Annotated in this window: 20 protein-coding genes; 10 read left to right on the top strand and 10 right to left on the bottom strand. The window is 66.4% G+C overall.

Annotation, left to right across the window (positions count from 1 at the left end):
- Positions 1-110: 110 nt before the first annotated feature.
- On the bottom strand, positions 111-1,067 hold the full coding sequence (locus B7R21_RS09535) for a COX15/CtaA family protein (RefSeq protein WP_116283007.1): 957 nt from the start codon (positions 1,065-1,067) through the stop codon (positions 111-113).
- A 203-nt stretch (positions 1,068-1,270) separates the two neighbouring features.
- Here B7R21_RS09535 and sufB point away from each other — a divergent pair, with 203 nt between their 5' ends.
- The 6 genes from sufB (at position 1,271) to B7R21_RS09505 (ending at position 7,232) form a co-directional block, all read left to right on the top strand.
- Positions 1,271-2,689: a Fe-S cluster assembly protein SufB gene (sufB, locus tag B7R21_RS09530; RefSeq protein WP_116283006.1), complete on the top strand. Its 1,419-nt coding sequence runs from the start codon at positions 1,271-1,273 to the stop codon at positions 2,687-2,689.
- Positions 2,689-3,954, top strand: a complete 1,266-nt coding sequence (gene sufD, locus B7R21_RS09525) for a Fe-S cluster assembly protein SufD (RefSeq protein WP_437184184.1) — start codon at positions 2,689-2,691, stop codon at positions 3,952-3,954. Before sufB ends, sufD begins: the two co-directional genes overlap by 1 nt.
- Positions 3,954-4,283 (top strand): non-heme iron oxygenase ferredoxin subunit, encoded by a 330-nt coding sequence (locus B7R21_RS09520; protein ID WP_116283004.1) that lies wholly within the window; start codon positions 3,954-3,956, stop codon positions 4,281-4,283. Before sufD ends, B7R21_RS09520 begins: the two co-directional genes overlap by 1 nt.
- A 2-nt stretch (positions 4,284-4,285) precedes the next feature.
- Positions 4,286-5,122 (top strand): Fe-S cluster assembly ATPase SufC, encoded by an 837-nt coding sequence (gene sufC / locus B7R21_RS09515; RefSeq protein ID WP_116283003.1) that lies wholly within the window; start codon positions 4,286-4,288, stop codon positions 5,120-5,122.
- 19 nt (positions 5,123-5,141) lie between these two features.
- Positions 5,142-5,471, top strand: coding sequence for a metal-sulfur cluster assembly factor (locus tag B7R21_RS09510; protein ID WP_116283002.1), 330 nt, complete (start codon positions 5,142-5,144; stop codon positions 5,469-5,471).
- A gap of 162 nt (positions 5,472-5,633) precedes the next feature.
- Entirely contained in the window at positions 5,634-7,232 is a 1,599-nt protein-coding gene (locus B7R21_RS09505) for an ABC-F family ATP-binding cassette domain-containing protein (protein WP_116283001.1), read from the top strand.
- Here the strand turns inward: B7R21_RS09505 and B7R21_RS09500 are convergent.
- The 4 genes from B7R21_RS09500 to B7R21_RS09480 form a co-directional block, all read right to left on the bottom strand.
- On the bottom strand, positions 7,229-8,155 hold the full coding sequence (locus B7R21_RS09500; protein WP_147305861.1) for a hypothetical protein: 927 nt from the start codon (positions 8,153-8,155) through the stop codon (positions 7,229-7,231). The two genes, B7R21_RS09505 and B7R21_RS09500, sit on opposite strands and share 4 nt — an antisense overlap.
- Before the next feature lie 483 nt (positions 8,156-8,638).
- Complete coding sequence (locus B7R21_RS09490) at positions 8,639-9,271, bottom strand: RNA polymerase sigma factor (RefSeq protein ID WP_116282998.1); 633 nt, start codon at positions 9,269-9,271, stop codon at positions 8,639-8,641.
- Positions 9,272-9,391: 120 nt separating this feature from the next.
- Entirely contained in the window at positions 9,392-9,664 is a 273-nt protein-coding gene (locus B7R21_RS09485; protein ID WP_437184183.1) for a hypothetical protein, read from the bottom strand.
- Complete coding sequence (locus B7R21_RS09480; RefSeq protein WP_116282997.1) at positions 9,661-9,978, bottom strand: DUF3099 domain-containing protein; 318 nt, start codon at positions 9,976-9,978, stop codon at positions 9,661-9,663. The genes B7R21_RS09485 and B7R21_RS09480 overlap by 4 nt, the downstream gene beginning before the upstream one ends.
- Before the next feature lie 111 nt (positions 9,979-10,089).
- Here B7R21_RS09480 and fabG point away from each other — a divergent pair, with 111 nt between their 5' ends.
- The gene (gene fabG / locus B7R21_RS09475) at positions 10,090-10,800 is read left to right on the top strand and encodes a 3-oxoacyl-ACP reductase FabG (RefSeq protein ID WP_116282996.1); all 711 of its coding nucleotides are present in this window, start codon (positions 10,090-10,092) and stop codon (positions 10,798-10,800) included.
- A gap of 175 nt (positions 10,801-10,975) precedes the next feature.
- Here fabG and serB read toward each other — a convergent pair whose 3' ends face one another.
- Together serB and B7R21_RS09465 are read right to left on the bottom strand one after the other, a co-directional pair.
- Complete coding sequence (gene serB, locus B7R21_RS09470) at positions 10,976-11,704, bottom strand: phosphoserine phosphatase SerB (protein WP_116282995.1); 729 nt, start codon at positions 11,702-11,704, stop codon at positions 10,976-10,978.
- Positions 11,701-12,945, bottom strand: a complete 1,245-nt coding sequence (locus B7R21_RS09465) for a glucose-1-phosphate adenylyltransferase (RefSeq protein WP_116282994.1) — start codon at positions 12,943-12,945, stop codon at positions 11,701-11,703. Before B7R21_RS09465 ends, serB begins: the two co-directional genes overlap by 4 nt.
- 74 nt (positions 12,946-13,019) lie before the next feature.
- Between B7R21_RS09465 and glgA the strand changes: the two genes are divergently transcribed.
- The 3 genes from glgA to B7R21_RS09450 all read left to right on the top strand — a co-directional run bounded on the left by glgA (position 13,020) and on the right by B7R21_RS09450 (position 15,394).
- Positions 13,020-14,201: a glycogen synthase gene (glgA, locus tag B7R21_RS09460; RefSeq protein ID WP_116282993.1), complete on the top strand. Its 1,182-nt coding sequence runs from the start codon at positions 13,020-13,022 to the stop codon at positions 14,199-14,201.
- 52 nt (positions 14,202-14,253) lie between these two features.
- Positions 14,254-15,039 (top strand): ABC transporter ATP-binding protein, encoded by a 786-nt coding sequence (locus B7R21_RS09455; RefSeq protein WP_116283023.1) that lies wholly within the window; start codon positions 14,254-14,256, stop codon positions 15,037-15,039.
- Positions 15,040-15,142: 103 nt separating this feature from the next.
- The gene (locus B7R21_RS09450; RefSeq protein WP_116282992.1) at positions 15,143-15,394 is read left to right on the top strand and encodes a type B 50S ribosomal protein L31; all 252 of its coding nucleotides are present in this window, start codon (positions 15,143-15,145) and stop codon (positions 15,392-15,394) included.
- Positions 15,395-15,563: 169 nt separating this feature from the next.
- On the opposite strand, the gene B7R21_RS09445 is transcribed toward B7R21_RS09450, so the two are convergent.
- The 3 genes from B7R21_RS09445 to treS all read right to left on the bottom strand — a co-directional run bounded on the left by B7R21_RS09445 (position 15,564) and on the right by treS (position 18,656).
- Positions 15,564-15,785: a hypothetical protein gene (locus tag B7R21_RS09445; protein ID WP_116282991.1), complete on the bottom strand. Its 222-nt coding sequence runs from the start codon at positions 15,783-15,785 to the stop codon at positions 15,564-15,566.
- A gap of 193 nt (positions 15,786-15,978) precedes the next feature.
- Entirely contained in the window at positions 15,979-16,875 is an 897-nt protein-coding gene (locus tag B7R21_RS09440) for an exonuclease domain-containing protein (RefSeq protein WP_367379397.1), read from the bottom strand.
- Between the two features lie 62 nt (positions 16,876-16,937).
- Positions 16,938-18,656 (bottom strand): maltose alpha-D-glucosyltransferase, encoded by a 1,719-nt coding sequence (gene treS, locus B7R21_RS09435; protein WP_116282990.1) that lies wholly within the window; start codon positions 18,654-18,656, stop codon positions 16,938-16,940.
- Between the last annotated feature and the right edge of the window lie 106 nt (positions 18,657-18,762).

Genomic DNA, 18,762 nt, shown 5'->3' with positions numbered 1-18,762 from the left:
GAGCGCGTTGACGGAGGCGGTGACGGCTGACGCCCAGAGCATGGCGCGCGAGTTGTCCCCACAGAGTGGTGGGTTCCTCTACCGCCTGCTACGCAGCAGCGGCGGGAAGGCTAGAAGGTGAAGGGGACGCGGGCAGGGCGGGCGTCGTCGGCGGCGACGGCTGCCGCGGGGGCGGGGCGGCGCTCCGCCAGGAGGGTCGCGGTCATGGCCGCGACGAGGCTCGCCGCAAGCACCATGTGCACGATCACCAGCGCGGGAGGCAGGCCGAGGCGGGACTGGGTGAGGCCCACCACGATCTGGACCAGCTCGACGACCAGCAGCGTCACGACGAAGCGGCGGGGGAGACCTCGCACCAGCGCGACGACAACCAACAGCAGGGTCACGGCGAACAACACGTACGCGGGGTAGCTGTGCAGGTGTTCCATCACGTCGGTGTTCAGGCCGTTCCGGGGCGTTGCAGCATCACCTGCGTGCGGGCCGGAGCCCGTGGTCAGGATGCCCAGGGCCACAGCAAAGCCGACGAACACCGCCGCGACGCGGGACACCGCGAGGTACCACGACGGCACCACAGAGATGAGCCCGGCCGCGGGGCCGCGGGTACCCGTGTAGACCCGGTAGACGAGCATGGTGGTCACCACGATCAACCCGAGCGACACCACGAAGTGCAACCCGACGATGTAGGGGTTCAGTCCGGTGAGAACCGTGATTCCGCCGATGACGGCCTGTAGAGGGATGGAGAGACCCTGCAGCAGGGTCAGCACGAAGAGGTCACGGCGCGTGCGCCGCATCCGGAGCACAGCGACGAAGACGAGGATGGCGATCACCACGATCACGAAGGTGAGGAGTCTGTTCGCGAACTCGATGATGCCGTGCACACCCATTTCGGGAGTGGACACGAAGGAGCCGTCGGTGCACTGGGGCCACGTCGGGCAGCCGAGGCCGGATCCGGTCAGACGCACGGCGCCGCCCGTTCCGACGAGCACGATCTGCACGACGAGCGATGCCCAGGCGAGGATGCGCACGCGCCGGTCGACAGACGTGGGAAGCCAGGCTTTCAGGCGATTCACAGAGCAGGTTCCTTCGGGGTGCAGGGGCCGATAGAGTTAGGGGGTCAAGAATCCGCGCCGCAGGCGCAACGGGCTATTCACACGAGGCGGCACCGGAGCCGGAGACACTCGCTTCATTCTAAGTACAGAGCCTCGATGTTCTACGCTTTGTGGAATTCCTTCTGACCTTGACACGTTGTACAGGAAAAGGAAGGGAGAAAGTCATGACAGACGTACTCATCGACCGCCCAGAGCTTCAGAACCTGGGGGTGTACGAGTTCGGGTGGTCCGACTCCGACGCCGCTGGCGCCATTGCCAAGCGGGGCATCTCACCCGAGGTCGTGAAGGGCATCTCCACGCTCAAGAACGAGCCGGAGTGGATGCTGAAGAACCGCCTCAAGGCTCTCGCCCTCTTCGAGAAGAAGCCGATGCCCACCTGGGGCGCCGATCTCTCCGGCATCGACTTCGACAACATCAAGTACTTCGTGCGGTCGACCGAGAAGCAGGCGACCACCTGGGACGACCTGCCCGACGACATCAAGAACACGTACGAGAAACTCGGCATCCCCGAGGCAGAGCGCCAGCGCCTCGTCTCCGGCGTCGCAGCCCAGTACGAGTCCGAGGTGGTCTACCACACCATCCGTGAAGACCTCGAGGCGCAGGGCGTCATCTTCATGGACACCGACACCGCTCTCCGTGAGCACCCCGAGTTCTTCGACGAGTACTTCGGCACGGTCATCCCGTCGGGCGACAACAAGTTCGCTGCACTGAATTCGGCGGTCTGGTCGGGTGGGTCGTTCGTGTACGTTCCGAAGAACGTGCATGTCGAGATTCCCCTGCAGGCCTACTTCCGCATCAACACCGAGAACATGGGCCAGTTCGAGCGCACGCTGATCATCGCCGACGAGGGTTCGTACGTTCACTACATCGAGGGCTGCACCGCCCCGATCTACAAGAGCGACTCCCTGCACTCGGCCGTCGTCGAGATCATCGTGAAGAAGAACGCCCGCGTTCGGTACACGACGATCCAGAACTGGTCGAACAACGTCTACAACCTCGTCACCAAGCGTGCGATCGCCCACGAGGGCGCGACCATGGAGTGGATCGACGGCAACATCGGTTCCAAGGTCACCATGAAGTACCCGTCGATCTACCTGGTCGGCGAGCACGCCAAGGGTGAGACCCTCTCCGTCGCGTTCGCCGGCCCCGGCCAGCACCAGGACGCCGGCGCGAAGATGATCCACATGGCGCCCTACACGCAGTCGTCGATCGTCTCGAAGTCGATTGCCCGCGGCGGCGGTCGTGCCGGCTACCGCGGCGAGGTGCGCGTCGCCGAGAACGCGCACCACTCGGCGAACACCGTGCGCTGCGATGCGCTGCTGGTCGACACCCGGTCGCGGAGCGACACCTACCCCGCGATCGACATCCGGGTGGATGACGTGCAGCTCGGCCACGAGGCCACCGTCTCCCGGGTGAGTGAGGAGCAGCTCTTCTACCTGATGAGCCGGGGACTTCCCGAAGACGAAGCCATGGCGATGATCGTGCGCGGGTTCATCGAACCCATCGCCCGTGAGCTCCCCATGGAGTACGCGCTCGAACTCAACAAGCTCATCGAGATGGGCATGGAAGGGTCAGTAGGTTAATGACCTCAGTTTCACCTGCTTCTACGACCGCGCCCGAAAGCGAGACCGTCACCGTGGCTCCTGCGACTCAGGCGGCTCCTGCTTCTGGCGGCCACCGCGGCGAGCCCATGGGATCGAAGTCCCACACCGACGGCGCCTGGTCCGAACGGCCCGTGCAGACGCGCTCGGAGCGGTACGCCTCGGCGAACGTCGGCGACTTCGACGAACCCACCGGCCGCGAGGTCGACTGGAAGCTCACGCCGATCAAACTGGTGCGGGACCTCATCAACGGTGAACTCGACGGCTCTCCGCTCGAGAGCCAGGTGGCCGTCGCCCAGCCCGTCGACGGCTTCTCGCTGTCCTGGATCGACCGTACTGACGAGCGCATCGGATCGGCCGGCCTTCCCGAAGACCGGGCGAGCGCCAACGCGTGGTCGCACTTCGACCAGGCGCTGGCCATCGATATCACCGGTGAGGAGCCGACGGGCGAGTTCATCGTCGCGCGCTCCGGGCTCGGCACGGTGGCCCGTGCAGCGCACACCGTCATCACGGCGGCACCGAACAGCCGCGGCATCCTCGTGCTCGAGAACTCGGGCGACGCCCGGATCGCCGAGAACGTCGAGATCGTCGTCGGGGAGGGTGCCCACGTCACGGTGGTCACCATCCAGCAGTGGAACGACTCCGCCGCGCACCTCGCGAGCCACTTCGCCCAGGTCGGCCGCGATGCGACTCTCCGTCACATCGTCGTCTCGCTCGGCGGCGGCGTCGTGCGGGTGAATCCGAGCATCCACCTCTCGTCTCCCGGCAGCAACACGGAGGCCTACGGCCTGTACTTCGCGGATGCCGGACAGCACCTCGAGCAGCAGGTCTACATCGACCATGAGGCCGAGAACTCGCGCAGCCGCGTGAAGTACAAGGGTGCTCTGCAGGGTGAGGGTGCGCACTCGGTCTGGATCGGCGACGTGCTCATCCGCCAGAGCGCCGACGGCACCGACAGCTACGAGGAGAACCGCAACCTCGTTCTCTCCGAGGGCACCCGCGCCGACTCCATCCCGAACCTCGAGATCGAGACCGGCAACATCCTGGGGGCCGGCCATGCGTCGTCCACCGGTCGCTTCGACGACGAGCAGCTCTTCTACCTGCAGTCACGCGGCATCAGCGAGGAGGAGGCGCGGCGCCTGGTCGTCCGCGGGTTCCTGGCCGAGATCATCCAGCAGATCGGCGCTCCCGCCGTCGAAGAGCGGCTCACCCTGGCCGTCGAAGCAGAACTGACGGTGACCGTCTGATGGCCGCCATCCGCATCTGTGCCGTCGACGACCTGAATGAGAACGAGGCCGTGAGAGTCGAGATCGATGGTGTCGCCATCGCACTCGTGAAGGACTCGTCGGGGGAGTGCTTCGCCATCGGCGACACCTGCACCCACGGTGACATCTCGCTTGCCGAGGGCTTCGTTGAAGCAGACACGCTCGAATGCTGGGCGCACGGCTCCAAGTTCTCCCTGCTCACCGGCAAGCCCCTGACCCTCCCGGCCTACGAGCCGGTTCCCGTCTACGAGCTCAGCATCGTCGACGGTGACGTCTATATTGATCCGACCTCTACAAAAGAAATCGAATAGCCATGTCTGTACTCGAAATCCGCGACCTGCACGTCAGCGTCGACACCGAGCAGGGTGCCAAGCAGATCCTGCGGGGCGTCAACCTCACCATCAAGCAGGGCGAGACCCACGCCATCATGGGGCCGAACGGTTCGGGCAAGTCGACGCTCGCCTATGCGATCGCAGGGCACCCGAAGTACCACGTCACCAGCGGCTCGATCGTTCTGGATGGCGAAGACCTCACTGCCGCGACCGTCGATGCCCGCGCCCGCGCCGGCGTGTTCCTCGCGATGCAGTACCCGGTCGAGATCCCGGGCGTGACGGTCACGAACTTCCTCCGCACGGCGAAGACCGCCATCGACGGTTCGGCCCCGCCCATCCGCACCTGGGTGAAAGACGTTCGCACGTCGATGGAGAACCTCCGCATGGACAAGGCGTTCGCCGAGCGCAACGTGAACGAGGGATTCTCGGGCGGCGAGAAGAAGCGCAACGAGATCCTGCAGCTCGAACTGCTGAAGCCGAAGTTCGCCGTTCTCGACGAGACCGACTCCGGCCTCGACGTCGATGCGCTGAAGATCGTGTCCGAGGGCGTGAACCGTGCGAAGGAGAACACCGACCTCGGTGTGCTGCTGATCACGCACTACAACCGCATCCTCCGCTACATCACGCCCGACTTCGTGCACGTGTTCGTGGCCGGCCAGGTCGTCGAATCCGGCGGACCCGAGCTCGCCGTGCAGCTCGAGAACGAGGGTTACGACACCTATGTCGCCGCCAGCGCTGCTGCTGCCGAAGCCATTGCCTCGGCCGAAGCTGCGCATGCTGCCGCCGGCGTTGTGGACGCACCGGCCGTGAACGCCTAGAGCATCGTAGGATTGACACATGGTCACCACTCTTGAACCCGCTAAGTTCGACCAGGTCGAAGAGGCGCTCAAAGACGTCATGGACCCGGAGCTCGGCATCAACGTCGTCGACCTCGGGCTCATCTACGACCTCGGCTGGGACACCGACAACGATGCTCTCATCATCTCGATGACCCTGACGAGCGCCGGCTGCCCGCTGACCGACGTTCTCGAAGAGCAGACCGCAGAGGCTCTGGATGGCGTGGTCGACGCGTTCCGCATCAACTGGGTGTGGATGCCGCCGTGGGGCCCCGACAAGATCACCGATGACGGCCGTGACATGATGCGCGCGCTCGGCTTCAGCATCTGACCTTCTCGGCCTCGGCGGCGGCAACATCCCGACCACCGTCATCCGGTAATGCAGCCCCGACCTGAACCACCACGGTCGGGGCTTTTTCCGTTCACGATTTATACTTGACTTTCATCCCCCCACCTCTGCCCTTCGGCGAGACATCAGAATTGGACTTCCCCCGTGCTCAGTGTGCATGACCTTGAGCTGCGCGTCGGCGCCCGCGTTCTGATGTCGGATGTGAACTTCCGTGTCTCGGCAGGGGACAAAGTCGGCCTGGTCGGCCGGAACGGTGCCGGCAAGACGACCCTTACCAAGACCCTGGCCGGCGAGCTGAAGCCTGACGGTGGCCGCATCGACTTCTCGGGCCAGATCGGCTACCTGCCGCAGGATCCCCGCTCGGGAAACCCGGAAGACCTGGCGCGCACCCGCATCCTCGACGCCCGCGACCTCGGCCAGATCGTGCTGCAGATGCAGCAGGCACAGCTCGACATGTCCTCGAGCGACCCCAAGGTCGTCGACAAGGCGATGAAGAAGTACGGCAATCTGGATGACCGCTTCAATGCCCTTGGAGGCTATTCGGCCGAGGCTGAGGCAGCATCGATCGCCTCGAACCTGAGCCTGCCCGACCACATCCTCGACCAGCCGCTCTCGACGCTCTCGGGGGGCCAGCGGCGCCGCATCGAGCTGGCGCGCATCCTGTTCTCGGGCGCAGACACGATGCTGCTCGACGAGCCCACGAACCACCTCGACGCCGATTCCGTCGTCTGGCTCCGGGAGTTCCTGAAGAACTTCCAGGGCGGCCTGATCGTGATCAGCCACGATGTGGCCCTCGTCGAGGAGACTGTGAACCGTGTCTTCTACCTCGACGGCAACCGCCAGGTCATCGACACGTACAACATGAACTGGAAGAACTACCTGCGCCAGCGCGCATCCGATGAGGAGCGCCGCAAGAAGGAGCGCGTCAACGTCGAGAAGAAGGCCGGTGTGCTGCAGATGCAGGCCGCCCGCTTCGGCGCCAAGGCCTCGAAGGCTGCCGCCGCCCACCAGATGGTGCGCCGTGCCGAGAAGATGCTGTCTGGCCTCGACGAGGTGCGCGAGGTGGAGCGCGTGGCGAAGCTGCGGTTCCCGGATCCCGTCGCGTGCGGCCGCACTCCGCTCATGGCGAGCGACCTGTCGAAGAGCTACGGTTCGCTCGAGATCTTCACCGCCGTCGACCTCGCGATCGACCGCGGCTCGAAGGTGGTCATCCTGGGCTTCAACGGTGCCGGCAAGACGACGCTGCTGCGTATCCTGGCTGGCGTCGACAAGCCCGACACCGGCCAGATCGAGCCCGGCCACGGCCTCCGGATCGGGTACTACGCCCAGGAGCACGAGACCATCGATGTGAAGCGTTCGGTGCTCTCGAACATGGTGTCGTCGTCGCCGAACCTGACCGAGATGGAGGCCAGGCGGGTGCTCGGCTCCTTCCTGTTCACGGGCGACGACGGTCACAAGCTGGCCGGCGTGCTCTCCGGTGGTGAGAAGACGCGTCTTGCCCTCGCGATGATCGTCGTCTCGGGCGCGAACGTGCTGCTGCTCGACGAGCCCACGAACAACCTCGACCCGGCCTCCCGCGAGGAGATCCTGGATGCCCTGGCCAACTACGCCGGCGCCGTGGTGCTGGTCTCCCACGACGAGGGCGCGGTCATGGCCCTCAACCCTGAGCGGGTGCTGATCCTCCCCGACGGCGTCGAGGACCACTGGAACAAGGACTACCAGGACCTCATCGAGCTCGCCTAGCCCGCCTTGTGCGAGACGCCGTCCCTTGTCGTGTACGAGATGGTGGGCATCCCTGCCGGCGCCGGCGCCTGGGCTGATGGCGTCGCCGTCGAGCCTCCGTCGTCGCTGAGTGCCGCGGGCTCATTCTCGGGCCACCAGGCCTGCCAGACTCCGTTCTCGACCGTGGCGCTCACGTCCTTACCCTCAGCCAGGTGGACGACGACCGCCACGACGTCGCTGCCCGCCACGCCTCGAAGGGCTGAGATGCGCGTACCGGCCACCTTCCCATCGACGCCGTTCCCATCGGTGACGAAAGCCTCCCCGGCGGCGGGCGGGTCGACTGTCATGGCCCCGAGGTCGGCAGACCACTGAACCCTGCCGTCCTTGAGCGTGCAGTATGCCCTGGAACCCTCGTGCGCGAGCATGAGTGTGACGAAGTCGCCTCGCGTCTCGGCGAGCACCGGACTGACCGGCGAGGTGACTCCCGCCAGGTCCTTCGAGTTGAGACAGGCCTCGACGTCGGCTGCGGATGCTGAATACGTGCCGGGCAGCGCAGACCAGCCGGCCAGGGACCCGAGAGTGGGCGGAACGGTCTCACCGACTTCCGACGGCTCCCCGGAGTCCGAGTAACCGCTGGAGGTGTGGGAGGCCCCGTCTGCCGTTCTGTACGTGATCGTGATCTCATCGCCGTAGTCGCCGAAGAGCCCACTGTGCGCCCGTGAGTCCGCGGTGATGGGCCACCACGCAGACCAGACCCCACCGGCGACAGTGGCTGTCACGTCTTTACCGGTATCAGGGTTCTGCACGTTCACTCCGGTCACGTCGGCACCGGCGCGGCCGGAGACCGTGATCATCCAATCGGCTCCCTGCATGACGCTCAGGCTGGCGTCGTCCGGGTCGGTCAGTGGATGCGCGCGGAGCCCGGCGAAGTTCGTCCAGTTCACCACCTCCCCCCCCGGCCAGCACGCAGAACGCATCCGTGGTGCCGGCATGCAGGATCAGTGAGGTGAAGTCACCGCGCCGTTCACTCGTGAGAACTGACGCCGGGTCACCGGACGTGATTCCGATTGCCGCTTCACAGGCGTCGAGGTCGGCGGCCGACACCAGCTGGGTCACCGGGCTGGCGGTCCAGCTCGACAGGGATCCGTGCGCGGGGAGAGCGTATGAAGTGAGGGGCGCCGACGCTGCCCCGGGAAGGGCGGAGATCACGATTCCGACGGTGAGCGCGCACGCCGCGGCGGCCGGCAGGCCGATGAGCCACGGGCGAGAGCTGCGGCGAGCACGGGACGGCTCCCGGGCCATCGGCTCGCTGAGTATGGACGCGAGGGTGCGCTCCCGCACAGCGGAGTCCGCCGACGAGAGGTCTGCGCGCGGCGCTGGGTCGAGGCCGCGAAGTGCTGGGGTTGACGAGTGGACCATGATGGTTCCTAACGTGCTGGTCGAGCGTGAATGAGGGGTGCGCCCGGTTCGGGCGGCAGTGTGTGGGGCGTCGATACAGAAGGCGGCTCGGGGAGATGCGGCTCGGTGGGGAGTGGCTCGGTGGGGAGTGGCTCGGTGCGGGGCGCCTCGGTGAGGAGTGCCGCCAGCCGGCGGCGGGCGCGGGTGAGACGCATCGAGTAGGTGGCGCGCGAGCATCCGAGAGCCGTCGAGGCCGCCTTCGCATCGAGGTCCTCCCAGGCGTCGAGTGCGAGCACCTCCTGGTCTGCGACGCTCAGGGCACTGAACGCCGCGGCAAGGTCGATACGACGTTCGAGATTGTCGAAACCGTCGGGATCGTGACCGACGAGCGTGTCGGCGAGGCCCGAGAGTCGAACGGCGACGGCACGCTGGCGTGCACCCGAGCGTGACGCGTTGAGCATCACATTGCGTGCCGTGTTGTAGAGCCAGGGGAGCGGCTCCCGCGGCACCGCGTGCCACTTCGACCAGGCGATGGTGAACGTCTCGCTGACGACGTCGTCGACGGTGAGCGGATGCGCCCGGCGCCGCACGAACCGAAGCACCTCGGCGTAGCTCTCCCGATACGTGGCAGTGAACGACGCCACACGCGGCTGGGTTGTCATGGGATCTCGATTCGTCGGCTCCGGATGAGCCTCAGACAGTTACTGTCCGGCGAATCTCATTCTGCAACACAGAGTCGAGAATTTGTCGTAAAACTTCTCCAGCAGGAGGTGGGGGGCTGGCTACGCTCCGGCGACGGTCAGCGACGTGGCATCCGGGACCGTGCCGAAGGGGGCCACCGCGAGCGGGAAGTCTCGTGCGGCGAGGAATTCACGGAGGAAAACCACGTGTTCGTCGCAGGCCACCCAGACCTTCACCCGGTCTTCCGTGTGGATCTTCGGGTTGCGCCAGCCGATCGACCAGGCTGCGGCAGCGCGACAGCCCGCACGAGAGCACTCCTGGGTACCGGGGTTGGCTCCCAAGGAGACGCCGCCCAGCGCGTCGAGCAGACTCACTCCGGACGGCCGCCGGTCTCCCGCCCGCCCGTGTAGAGCGGCACCTGGCCGAGCGGCACCATCTGGCCGCCCGGGGCCTGCATGGTACCGGGGGTGTTCCGGCCCGTGTTGGCGATCACCACGGCGAACCACGGCAGCACCACAGCGGCAACACCGAGCACGAGCAGCCACCAGCCCTGCACGAAGAGCAGACCGGCGAGGCAGAGCAGGCGGATGCCCATGGCCAGCGAATAGCGAATCATGCGCGCATGGCGCTCGTCCGCCGGGTTCTGGGGAAGACTCGTGACGGAGAACTGCTGCGAGTCATGCTTCATTGTGCGCCGCCTGTCGGGAAAGAGTCCACTCACTCTACGCTTCGTAGAGGCCTCTATGCTGGTACGCGGCTTTAGTTTCGATTGGCTTGACAAACACACGAAGGACACGCGATGACGACACCCAGAACCGTACTGATCACCGGCGGGAACCGGGGAATCGGGTATTCGCTCGCCGAGGAGTTCGTGGCTCAGGGACACCGCGTCGCTGTGACCGCGCGATCGGGTGAGGGCCCGGCCGGTTCGCTCACCGTTCGGGCCGACGTGACGGATGCTGCGACCATCGACGCCGCATTCACGGAGGTCGAGGCGGCACTCGGCCCCGTCGAAGTCATCGTCGCGAACGCGGGCATGACGCGCGACACGCTCCTGCTGCGGATGAGCGAGGAGGACTTCACCGACGTGATCGACACGAACCTCACGGGGGCGTTCCGAGTGGTGAAGAGGGCGTCGAAGGGGATGCTCAAGGCGAAGTTCGGGCGCATCATCCTGATCTCGAGCGTGGTGGGCCTCTACGGATCGGCCGGCCAGGTGAACTATTCCGCCTCGAAGGCGGGCCTCGTCGGGCTCGCGCGATCGGTGACGCGGGAGCTCGGTTCACGGGGCATCACGGCGAATGTCGTCGCCCCGGGGTTCATCGAGACCGAGATGACGGCCGAGCTGCCGGATGCGCTGCAGGCCGAGTACAGGAAGTCGATCCCGGCGGGCCGCTTCGCGACAGCCACGGAGGTCGCGCGCGTGGTGGCCTGGCTCGCCTCCGACGACGCCGCCTACATCTCGGGGGCGGTCATCCCCGTCGACGGCGGCCTCGGCATGGGGCACTAGCCCCACCCTGCACCCCTCCCCACTCCCACCCCCACCCATCCGAATACGGTGAGTGCGGCCGGAGGCGCTGAGTGCGGCTGCCGAGGCGGCCGCACTCAGCCGCGCGGAGCGCACTCACCGGGCGGGTTGCGGCGACGCGCGCCCCGGGCGCGGCGGCACGCCGAGGCGCGCCGCGCTAGCCGCGGAGGCCGAGCAGGGGGAGGAGCTGGGAGAGGTCGCGGGTGTCGATCGCGAGGTGCGCGGCGTCGCGCACGACCTGGCGCGCGTTGAACGCGACTGAGAGACCTGCCGAGCGCATCATGTCGAGGTCGTTGGCCCCGTCGCCCACTGCGACGGTCCGGGTGAGCGGGATGCCCGAGGCCGTCGCCCACTCGACGAGCGCCTGCGCCTTCGCCTCGGCATCGACGACCGGCCCGACCACGTTGCCCGTGAGCAGCCCGTCGACGACCTCGAGCCGGTTGGCGCGCCAGTGGTCGAGGCCGAGTGAGACGGCGACATCGTCGACGAGTTCGTGGAAGCCGCCGGACACCACCCCCACGAAGCCGCCCGCTCTGTGCAGGCCGGCGACCAGCTCGGGCACACCCTGGGTCACGCGGATGTCGGCTGCGACATCCGTGAAACACGTCACCGACAGGCCCGCGAGGGTGGAGACACGGGACCTGAGGCTCTGCTGGAAGTCGAGCTCACCGGACATCGCCCGCTCGGTGATGTGCGCGACCTCGGTGAGACTGCCGGCGCACTCCGCCAGCATCTCGATGACCTCGTTCTCGATGAGCGTCGAATCGACGTCGAGCACCACGAGGAACGAAGGGGGAGAGGGCACAGGCGAACCTGCTGCCACGTCTGACGTGACCAGCTGCTGACGGTGGGTGCGGGCATCCGGAGTCAGCAACTGGTTCGTCATGGCTCTACGCGCACTCCCTTACCGACCACGGTGATGCCCGTGTCGGTCACCGTGAAGCCACGTTCGCGGTCGCGAGCGTGGTCGATTCCGATCATGGCCCCTGCAGCGACAACCACGTTCTTGTCCAGAATAGCGCGACGGATCACGGCGTCGGGTTCGATGTGTACACGGTCGAACAACACGCTGTCCTGAACGAGGGCGCTCGATCCGATGGTCACCCAGGGCCCGAGCACGCTTCGCTCGATGCGGGCGCCCGAGATCAGGCAGCCGAGGGAGACGATCGATTCGACCGTCGTTCCGCTGTTGCCCTTGGCGTCCCGCACGAACTTCGCCGGCGGCGAATTGAGCTGCTGCGTGTAGATCGGCCACTCGCTGTTGTAGAGGTTGAAGATCGGCAGGGCCGAGATGAGGTCCTGGTGGGCGTCGTAGAACGACTCGATCGTTCCCACGTCACGCCAGTAGTACCGGTCGCGGTCGGTCGCTCCGGGAACCTCGTTGTGCGAGAGATCGTACACGCCGGCCTGGCCGCGCGACACGAAGTCGGGGATGATGTCCCCGCCCATGTCGTGGTTCGAGTCGGGCTTCTCCCCGTCGCGGATGACCGCGTCGATGAGCGCATCGGTGTTGAACACGTAGTTGCCCATCGAGGCGAGCACTTCGTGGGGGGAGTCGGCGAGACCCTGGGCCGTCTTGGGCTTCTCCAGGAATTCGCTGATCAGCGCGGGGTTGTCTGCATCCGTCTGGATGATGCCGAACTGGTCGCTCAGCTCCATCGGCTGGCGGATGGCGGCCACCGTCGCGGGCAGGCCCGAGGCGATGTGCGCCTGGATCATCTGCGCGAAGTCCATGCGGTAGACGTGGTCGGCGCCGACGACCACGACGATGTCGGGCATCTCGTCGCGGATGAGGTTGAGGCTCTGCAGGATGGCGTCGGCCGATCCGCTGAACCAGCGCTTGCCGAGTCGCTGCTGCGCGGGCACCGAGGCGACGTACGAGTCGAGCAGACCCGACAGGCGCCAGGTCTGGGACACGTGCCGGTCGAGGCTGTGGGACTTGTACTGCGTGAGCACCACGATCTTCGTGAGGCCCGAATTGATGAGGTTCGAGAGCGCGAAGTCGATGAGGCGGTAGCCCCCACCGAAGGGGACGCCGGGCTTCGCGCGGTCAGCCGTGAGAGGCATGAGTCTCTTGCCTTCGCCACCGGCTAGAACGATGCCGAAGATCTTCTTTGATGCAGCCATAGCTCGACTATAGGGCAGCACACCGACACACCATGGGCCTCGATTCACATCGCGTTATCCAGTAGGTTCTGCTTGTGCGAGTCGACGTGATTTCCCGAGAGTATCCACCCGAGGTCTATGGCGGGGCAGGTGTGCATGTAGCCGAGCTCGTGAAGGCCCTCCGCGAGAACATCGAGGTCGTGGTGAGGGCCTTCGGGCAGCCTCGCAGCGAGCCCGGCGTGTTCTCCTACCTTCCGCCCGCCGAGCTGCTGGGGGCGAACCCCACGCTCACCACGCTGGGCGTCGACCTGCAGATCGCGAATGATGTGGCAGGTGCGGATGTCGTGCACTCGCACACCTGGTATGCGAACGCCGCCGGACAGCTGGCATCCATGCTGCACGGCGTCCCGCATGTCGTCACGGCGCATTCGCTGGAGCCGCTTCGGCCATGGAAGGCCGAGCAGCTGGGAGGCGGCTACCGGCTGTCGAGCTGGATCGAGAAGAACGCGTTCGAGAGCGCGGATTCGGTGATCGCGGTGTCGAACGGCATGCGGAACGACATCCTGCGCTCCTACCCGTCCATCTCGGAAGACCGCGTGAGCGTGGTCTACAACGGCATCGACCTCGAGAAGTGGAAGCCGGTCCAGGATCGGGCGGTGCTGGAGCACTGGGGCATCGACACGTCGAGGCCATCCGTCGTCTTCGTCGGCCGCATCACCCGCCAGAAGGGCCTCCCCTACCTCCTGCGGGCGGCCCGCCAGCTGGCTCCGGATGTCCAGCTCATCCTCTGCGCAGGAGCCCCCGACACGCCCGAGATCATGGCCGAGGTGACATCGCTGGTGCAGACGCTGCAACAGGAACGCACCGGAGTGATCTGGATCCCGGAACTCCTCAGCCAGCACGACCTGTCTGCGGTGCTCTCCAGCGGAACGGTCTTCGTCTGCCCGTCGGTGTACGAGCCGCTCGGCATCGTCAACCTCGAAGCGATGGCGTGCGGACTGCCGGTCGTCGGAACGGCGACCGGCGGCATCCCGGAGGTCGTCGACGACGGGGTGACCGGCCGACTCGTACCCATCGACCAGGTGAGCGACGGAACGGGCACCCCGACCGATCCCGAGCGCTTCGTGCGCGACCTCGCCGGCACGCTCACCGAGGTGCTCGCAGATCCCGACCGGGCCCGCGTCATGGGCGCACATGGCCGGTTGCGGGCCGAGAGTACCTTCAGCTGGAAGCAGATCGCCGAAGACACCGAACGGATCTACCGCAGCCTGATCTAGTCGGCCGGTGGCTTCGGTTTGGCGCTCGGAATTGCCCGATAGAGTTGTGGTCATGCCCACAGTTCTTGACCTCGAAGACGTGTCGGTCGTTCGCAACGGAAACCGCATCCTGAGCGACATCAACTGGAAGGTCGAGGCCGACCAGCGCTGGGTCATCCTGGGTCCGAACGGCGCCGGCAAGACCACTCTGCTAAACCTCGCCTCGGCCATGGTGCACCCGTCGACGGGCACCGTGCAGATCCTCGATTCGCGCATGGGGCGTGTCGACGTGTTCGAGCTCCGGCCCCGCGTGGGCTTCGCCTCCTCGGCGATGGCCAAGCGATTCCCGCAGGACGAGACGGTGCTGAACGTGGTGCTGACGGCTGCGTACTCGGTCACCGGGCGATGGAACGAGCAGTACGACGAGATCGATCTGCGCCGTGCGCAGCGCGTGCTGGCCGAATGGCGGCTCGACCACCTCGAGGACCGGAAGTTCGGCTCGCTGAGCGACGGCGAGCAAAAACGTGTGCAGATTGCGCGCTCGGTGATGACAGACCCAGAACTGCTGCTGCTCGACGAGCCCGCGGCCTCGCTCGATCTCGGAGCCCGGGAGGAACTGCTGCAGTTGCTCGGCGGCTACGCCTCGGCCCCGGCTGCACCCGCGATCGTCATGGTGACCCACCACGTGGAGGAGATTCCGCGCGGTTTCACGCACGCGCTGCTGGTGTCTAAGGCGCAGATCGTGGCGGCGGGGCCACTGTCGGAGGCACTGACCGAGGCCAACCTCGAAGCGACCTTCGGCCTGCCGATCGTGCTGACGGAGACCGACGGACGCTACGCGGCACGCGCGGCGAGCTGATCCGGCTTTTCCGCTGCTCTTCTGGTAGACTCTCTAGCTGGCGTTAGTGCCACAATCTTTCTTCCCACCCCCCTCACGCTGACACAGCACCAAGGAATCCCTCATGAAGACCGAGACCCACCCCGACTACCTGCCTGTCGTGTTCCGCGACCTGGCTTCGGGCGCAACCTTCCTCACGCGTTCGACCGTGTCGAGCCAGAAGACGATCGAGTGGGAAGACGGCAACACGTACCCCGTCATCGACGTCGAGATCTCGAGCGAGTCGCACCCGTTCTACACGGGCAAGCAGCGCATCATGGACTCCGCCGGTCGCGTGGAGAAGTTCAACAGCCGTTACAAGGGTTTCGGCAAGTAACGCTGCACTTCTGAAGATCTGCACTCCTGGAGAGGGGCGGGTGGCCATAGGCCTCCGCCCCTCTTCTGCGTTTCGCGTCCAGGACCCGGGCGGGATCGATCTCCCGAAATCTGTCGCTTTGAGGCACTTTTGGCGAAAGTTTTCGGTGGTTCGATTCGGAGGCGCGCCGTCAGGACGAGGGGGCCGCGGTGGCCTTCGTGGTGGGGGCGGGAGTCGGGGCGCCGGAGGGCAGCGGGCTCGCGGGGACGGTCGCCGGGTAGGTTGTCGGGACACTGGTGGGCACGACCGTGACGCCACCGATCGTCGGTGTGCTGGAGCCGGCTCCCGAACCGCACGCCGCCAGAACAACCAGCAGACAGGCCGCTGAGAGGATGATCGCTGTGCGCTTCATGCGGGCGAGTATACCTCCGCGCCGCTGTCAGGCGGGGCCGCAAGGCCCACAGGCTAGCCCAGGGGCCGCAAGGCCCACAGGCTAACCCAGGGGCCGCAAGGCCCACAGGCTAACCCAGGGGCCGCAAGGCCCACAGGCTAACCCAGGGGCCGCAAGGCCCACAGGCTAGCCCAGGGGCCGCAAGGCCCACAGGCTAACCCAGGGGCCAGGCCGTGCGAGCCGTGAAGTCGGGGTCTTTGGTGCGGCGCATGTAGTCCTGGAAGCTGGTCGCCTGCTCGGCGAACCAACCGGCCTGCGAGTGGTGCAGTTGGTGCTGCGACATCTCGAGTTCGACGGCGTACCGGCTGGCGAGCGACTGCGCGACCCGGCCGGCCGCGATGGCGTCTGCCCCGGCGTCGTGGGCGTCGAGCAGTTCGACCTCGTAGAAGCTCGCAGTGGCCTCGAGCGTGCGCTTGCCCTTGCGGTAGCGGTCGAGCGCCTTGTCGATCACGAGAGGATCCACAACAGGAAGCGGCTCCCGGAGGGGAGTGATGCCGTGGCGTCGGGCCTCGCGGTCGAGGAGGGTCAGGTCGTAGGGCGCGTTGTAGATCACCAGCGAGAGGCCCTGGTCGAGGGCGGCGGTGAGAGCATCCACGATTTCGGCGACCACATCGGCTGCGGGACGCCCCTCCGCCACGGCACGCTCCGTGCTCACCCCGTGGATGGCCGCGGCACCCGCGGGGATAGGCACCCCGGGGTTCGCCATCCAGTCGATGCGCGACTCGACGTTGCCGGTGTGGTCGATGATGCTGACGTTCGCGGTGACGACGCGGCTGGTCTCGACGTCGATGCCGGTGGTCTCGAGGTCGAACACGGCGAGGCGGTGCGCCCAGGCGGGCCAGTCCGGCAGGGGAGGTGCGAGGAGTGCCGTCGCCGAATGCGAGGTGGAGGGCGGGCCGGAGGCGGCGACAGTGCCCCGGGCATCCGGAGCCGAACCCGCGTGCAGCGGAACCGCAGGACGGTCGTTCAGCGCGTGCCTGCCGTGCGGGAGCACCTCGGCCGGTTCGAGATCGAACAGAGCGAGGGGCGCCGACTGCGGAAAAGAGTTCACGATGCGAGCGTAGGGCGAACCGCCGACACTGTGCGGGAAGGGCACCGCGTGCCGCGAGGGAATCAGAACACCTCGACGCCGGCCTGGCCGATCCGCAGCCAGTAGAAGCTCTGCGTGGCCAGCGTCAACGTCACCTTTCCGTCGTCGCCGATCGTCGGGAAGGCCCCTCCGCCGAACAGGTCGTTCAGCCGCCGCCCGGCGAACTCCGGGAGGTCGAGGGTCACCGAGATGGGGTTGTGCGCGAAGCTGAAGACGCAGAGGATGCGCTCCGGCGCGTCGCCCCACTGGGTGTCCGAGCCGGCGTATGAGCGCACGAACGACAGCACCGAATCGTGATCCGCCGGCACGATCTCGAGCGAGCCGAGGCCGAAGGCGGGGTGGGCCTTCCGCACGTGGATGACGTTCCGCACCCAGTGCAGCATCGAGCGCGACTGCGCCAGCTGCGACTCGACGTTCACGAGCGTGTAGTTGTAGACGAGCGACTGCACGACCGGCAGGAACAGCTTGCCGGGGTCGGCGGTCGAGAAGCCGGCGTTCCGGTCGGGAGTCCACTGCATCGGCGTGCGAGACGAGTCGCGGTCGTTCAGCCAGATGTTGTCACCCATGCCGATCTCGTCGCCGTAGTAGAGGAACGGCGAACCCGAGAGCGAGAACAGCAGCGCGTGCGCGAGTTCGAGCTCGGCGCGCGAGTTGTCGAGCAGCGGTGCGAGGCGACGCCGGATGCCGATGTTCGCGCGCATCCGCGGGTCGTAGGCGTACCAGCCGTACATCGCCTGGCGGTACTCCTCGCTGACCATCTCGAGGGTGAGTTCGTCGTGGTTCCGGAGGAACACGCCCCAGCCGGCCCCCTCGGGGATCTCTGTGACCTCGGAGAGCACCCGGATGAGCTCCGTCGCCGTCTGCGAGCGGAGCGAATAGAAGATGCGGGGCATCACCGGGAAGTCGAATGCCATGTGGCACTCGGGATCCTCCTCGGTTCCGAAGAAGGCGGCCACCTCCCGCGGCCACTGGTTGGCCTCGGCGATCATGATGCGCCCGGGGTACTCGCGATCCACCATCTGGCGAAGCTTCGCGACGAACTCGTGCGTCTTCGGCTCGCCTTCGCCGTTGCCCTCCTCGCTCACATAGAGGTAGGGGATGGCGTCGAGCCTGAATCCGTCGACGCCGAGATCGAGCCAGAACCGCACGATCTCGAACATCGCCTCGTGCACGGCCGGGTTCTCGAAGTTGAGATCGGGCTGGTGGGAGAAGAACCGGTGCCAGAAGAACTGCCGGCGCACGGGGTCGAAGCTCCAGTTCGACTCTTCGGTGTCGACGAAGATGATCCGGACGTTCTCGTACTTCGTGTCGGTGTCGCTCCACACATAGAAGTCGCCGTAGGGCCCCTCGGGGTCGCTGCGGGACTGCTGGAACCACTCGTGCTGGTCGGAGGTGTGGTTCAGGGGCAGGTCGATCACGACCCGCATATTGCGCTCGTGCGCCTTCGTCACCAGATCTCTGAACTCGTCGATCGAGCCGAACTCGGGCAGGATCGCCCGGTAGTCGGCGATGTCGTACCCGCCGTCGCGAAGCGGTGAGTCAAAGAACGGTGGCAACCAGAGGCCGTCGATGCCGAGCCACTGCAGGTAGTCGAGCTTCGACACCAGCCCGGCGAGATCGCCCGAACCGTCTCCGTTGCCGTCGACGAACGACCGGATCATCACTTCGTAGAACACACTCCGTCGGTACCACTGCGGATCGAGCGTGAGACCTGGCAGTTGGATCGGCGCGGTGAAGCTCACGGAGAGGCCTTCCTGAAGCGAAACGGAGAGCGGAAGAGGGGCGCCTGCGGCGGGGCAGGTTGAGCCAACGCTAGTGCAGTTCTGCTGGGAGGTCGAAGCAGCGGCC

Origin of the sequence: Subtercola boreus (genome assembly GCF_003399625.1) — a bacterium.
Classification (GTDB): Bacteria; Actinomycetota; Actinomycetes; order Actinomycetales; family Microbacteriaceae; genus Subtercola; species Subtercola boreus_C.
This window is presented reverse-complemented; position numbering and strand designations above follow the sequence as displayed.

Excerpts from the sequence above, each read along its gene's own strand:
- sufD (WP_437184184.1), top strand. The coding sequence starts at position 2,689 with ATGACCTCAGTTTCACCTGCTTCTACGACCGCGCCCGAAAGCGAGACC.
- B7R21_RS09450 (WP_116282992.1), top strand. The coding sequence starts at position 15,143 with ATGAAGACCGAGACCCACCCCGACTACCTGCCTGTCGTGTTCCGCGAC.
- sufC (WP_116283003.1), top strand. The coding sequence starts at position 4,286 with ATGTCTGTACTCGAAATCCGCGACCTGCACGTCAGCGTCGACACCGAG.
- B7R21_RS09520 (WP_116283004.1), top strand. The coding sequence starts at position 3,954 with ATGGCCGCCATCCGCATCTGTGCCGTCGACGACCTGAATGAGAACGAG.
- B7R21_RS09480 (WP_116282997.1), bottom strand. The coding sequence starts at position 9,978 with ATGAAGCATGACTCGCAGCAGTTCTCCGTCACGAGTCTTCCCCAGAAC.
- B7R21_RS09445 (WP_116282991.1), bottom strand. The coding sequence starts at position 15,785 with ATGAAGCGCACAGCGATCATCCTCTCAGCGGCCTGTCTGCTGGTTGTT.
- B7R21_RS09465 (WP_116282994.1), bottom strand. The coding sequence starts at position 12,945 with ATGGCTGCATCAAAGAAGATCTTCGGCATCGTTCTAGCCGGTGGCGAA.
- B7R21_RS09455 (WP_116283023.1), top strand. The coding sequence starts at position 14,254 with ATGCCCACAGTTCTTGACCTCGAAGACGTGTCGGTCGTTCGCAACGGA.
- B7R21_RS09490 (WP_116282998.1), bottom strand. The coding sequence starts at position 9,271 with ATGACAACCCAGCCGCGTGTGGCGTCGTTCACTGCCACGTATCGGGAG.
- B7R21_RS09510 (WP_116283002.1), top strand. The coding sequence starts at position 5,142 with ATGGTCACCACTCTTGAACCCGCTAAGTTCGACCAGGTCGAAGAGGCG.
- fabG (WP_116282996.1), top strand. The coding sequence starts at position 10,090 with ATGACGACACCCAGAACCGTACTGATCACCGGCGGGAACCGGGGAATC.
- sufB (WP_116283006.1), top strand. The coding sequence starts at position 1,271 with ATGACAGACGTACTCATCGACCGCCCAGAGCTTCAGAACCTGGGGGTG.
- serB (WP_116282995.1), bottom strand. The coding sequence starts at position 11,704 with ATGACGAACCAGTTGCTGACTCCGGATGCCCGCACCCACCGTCAGCAG.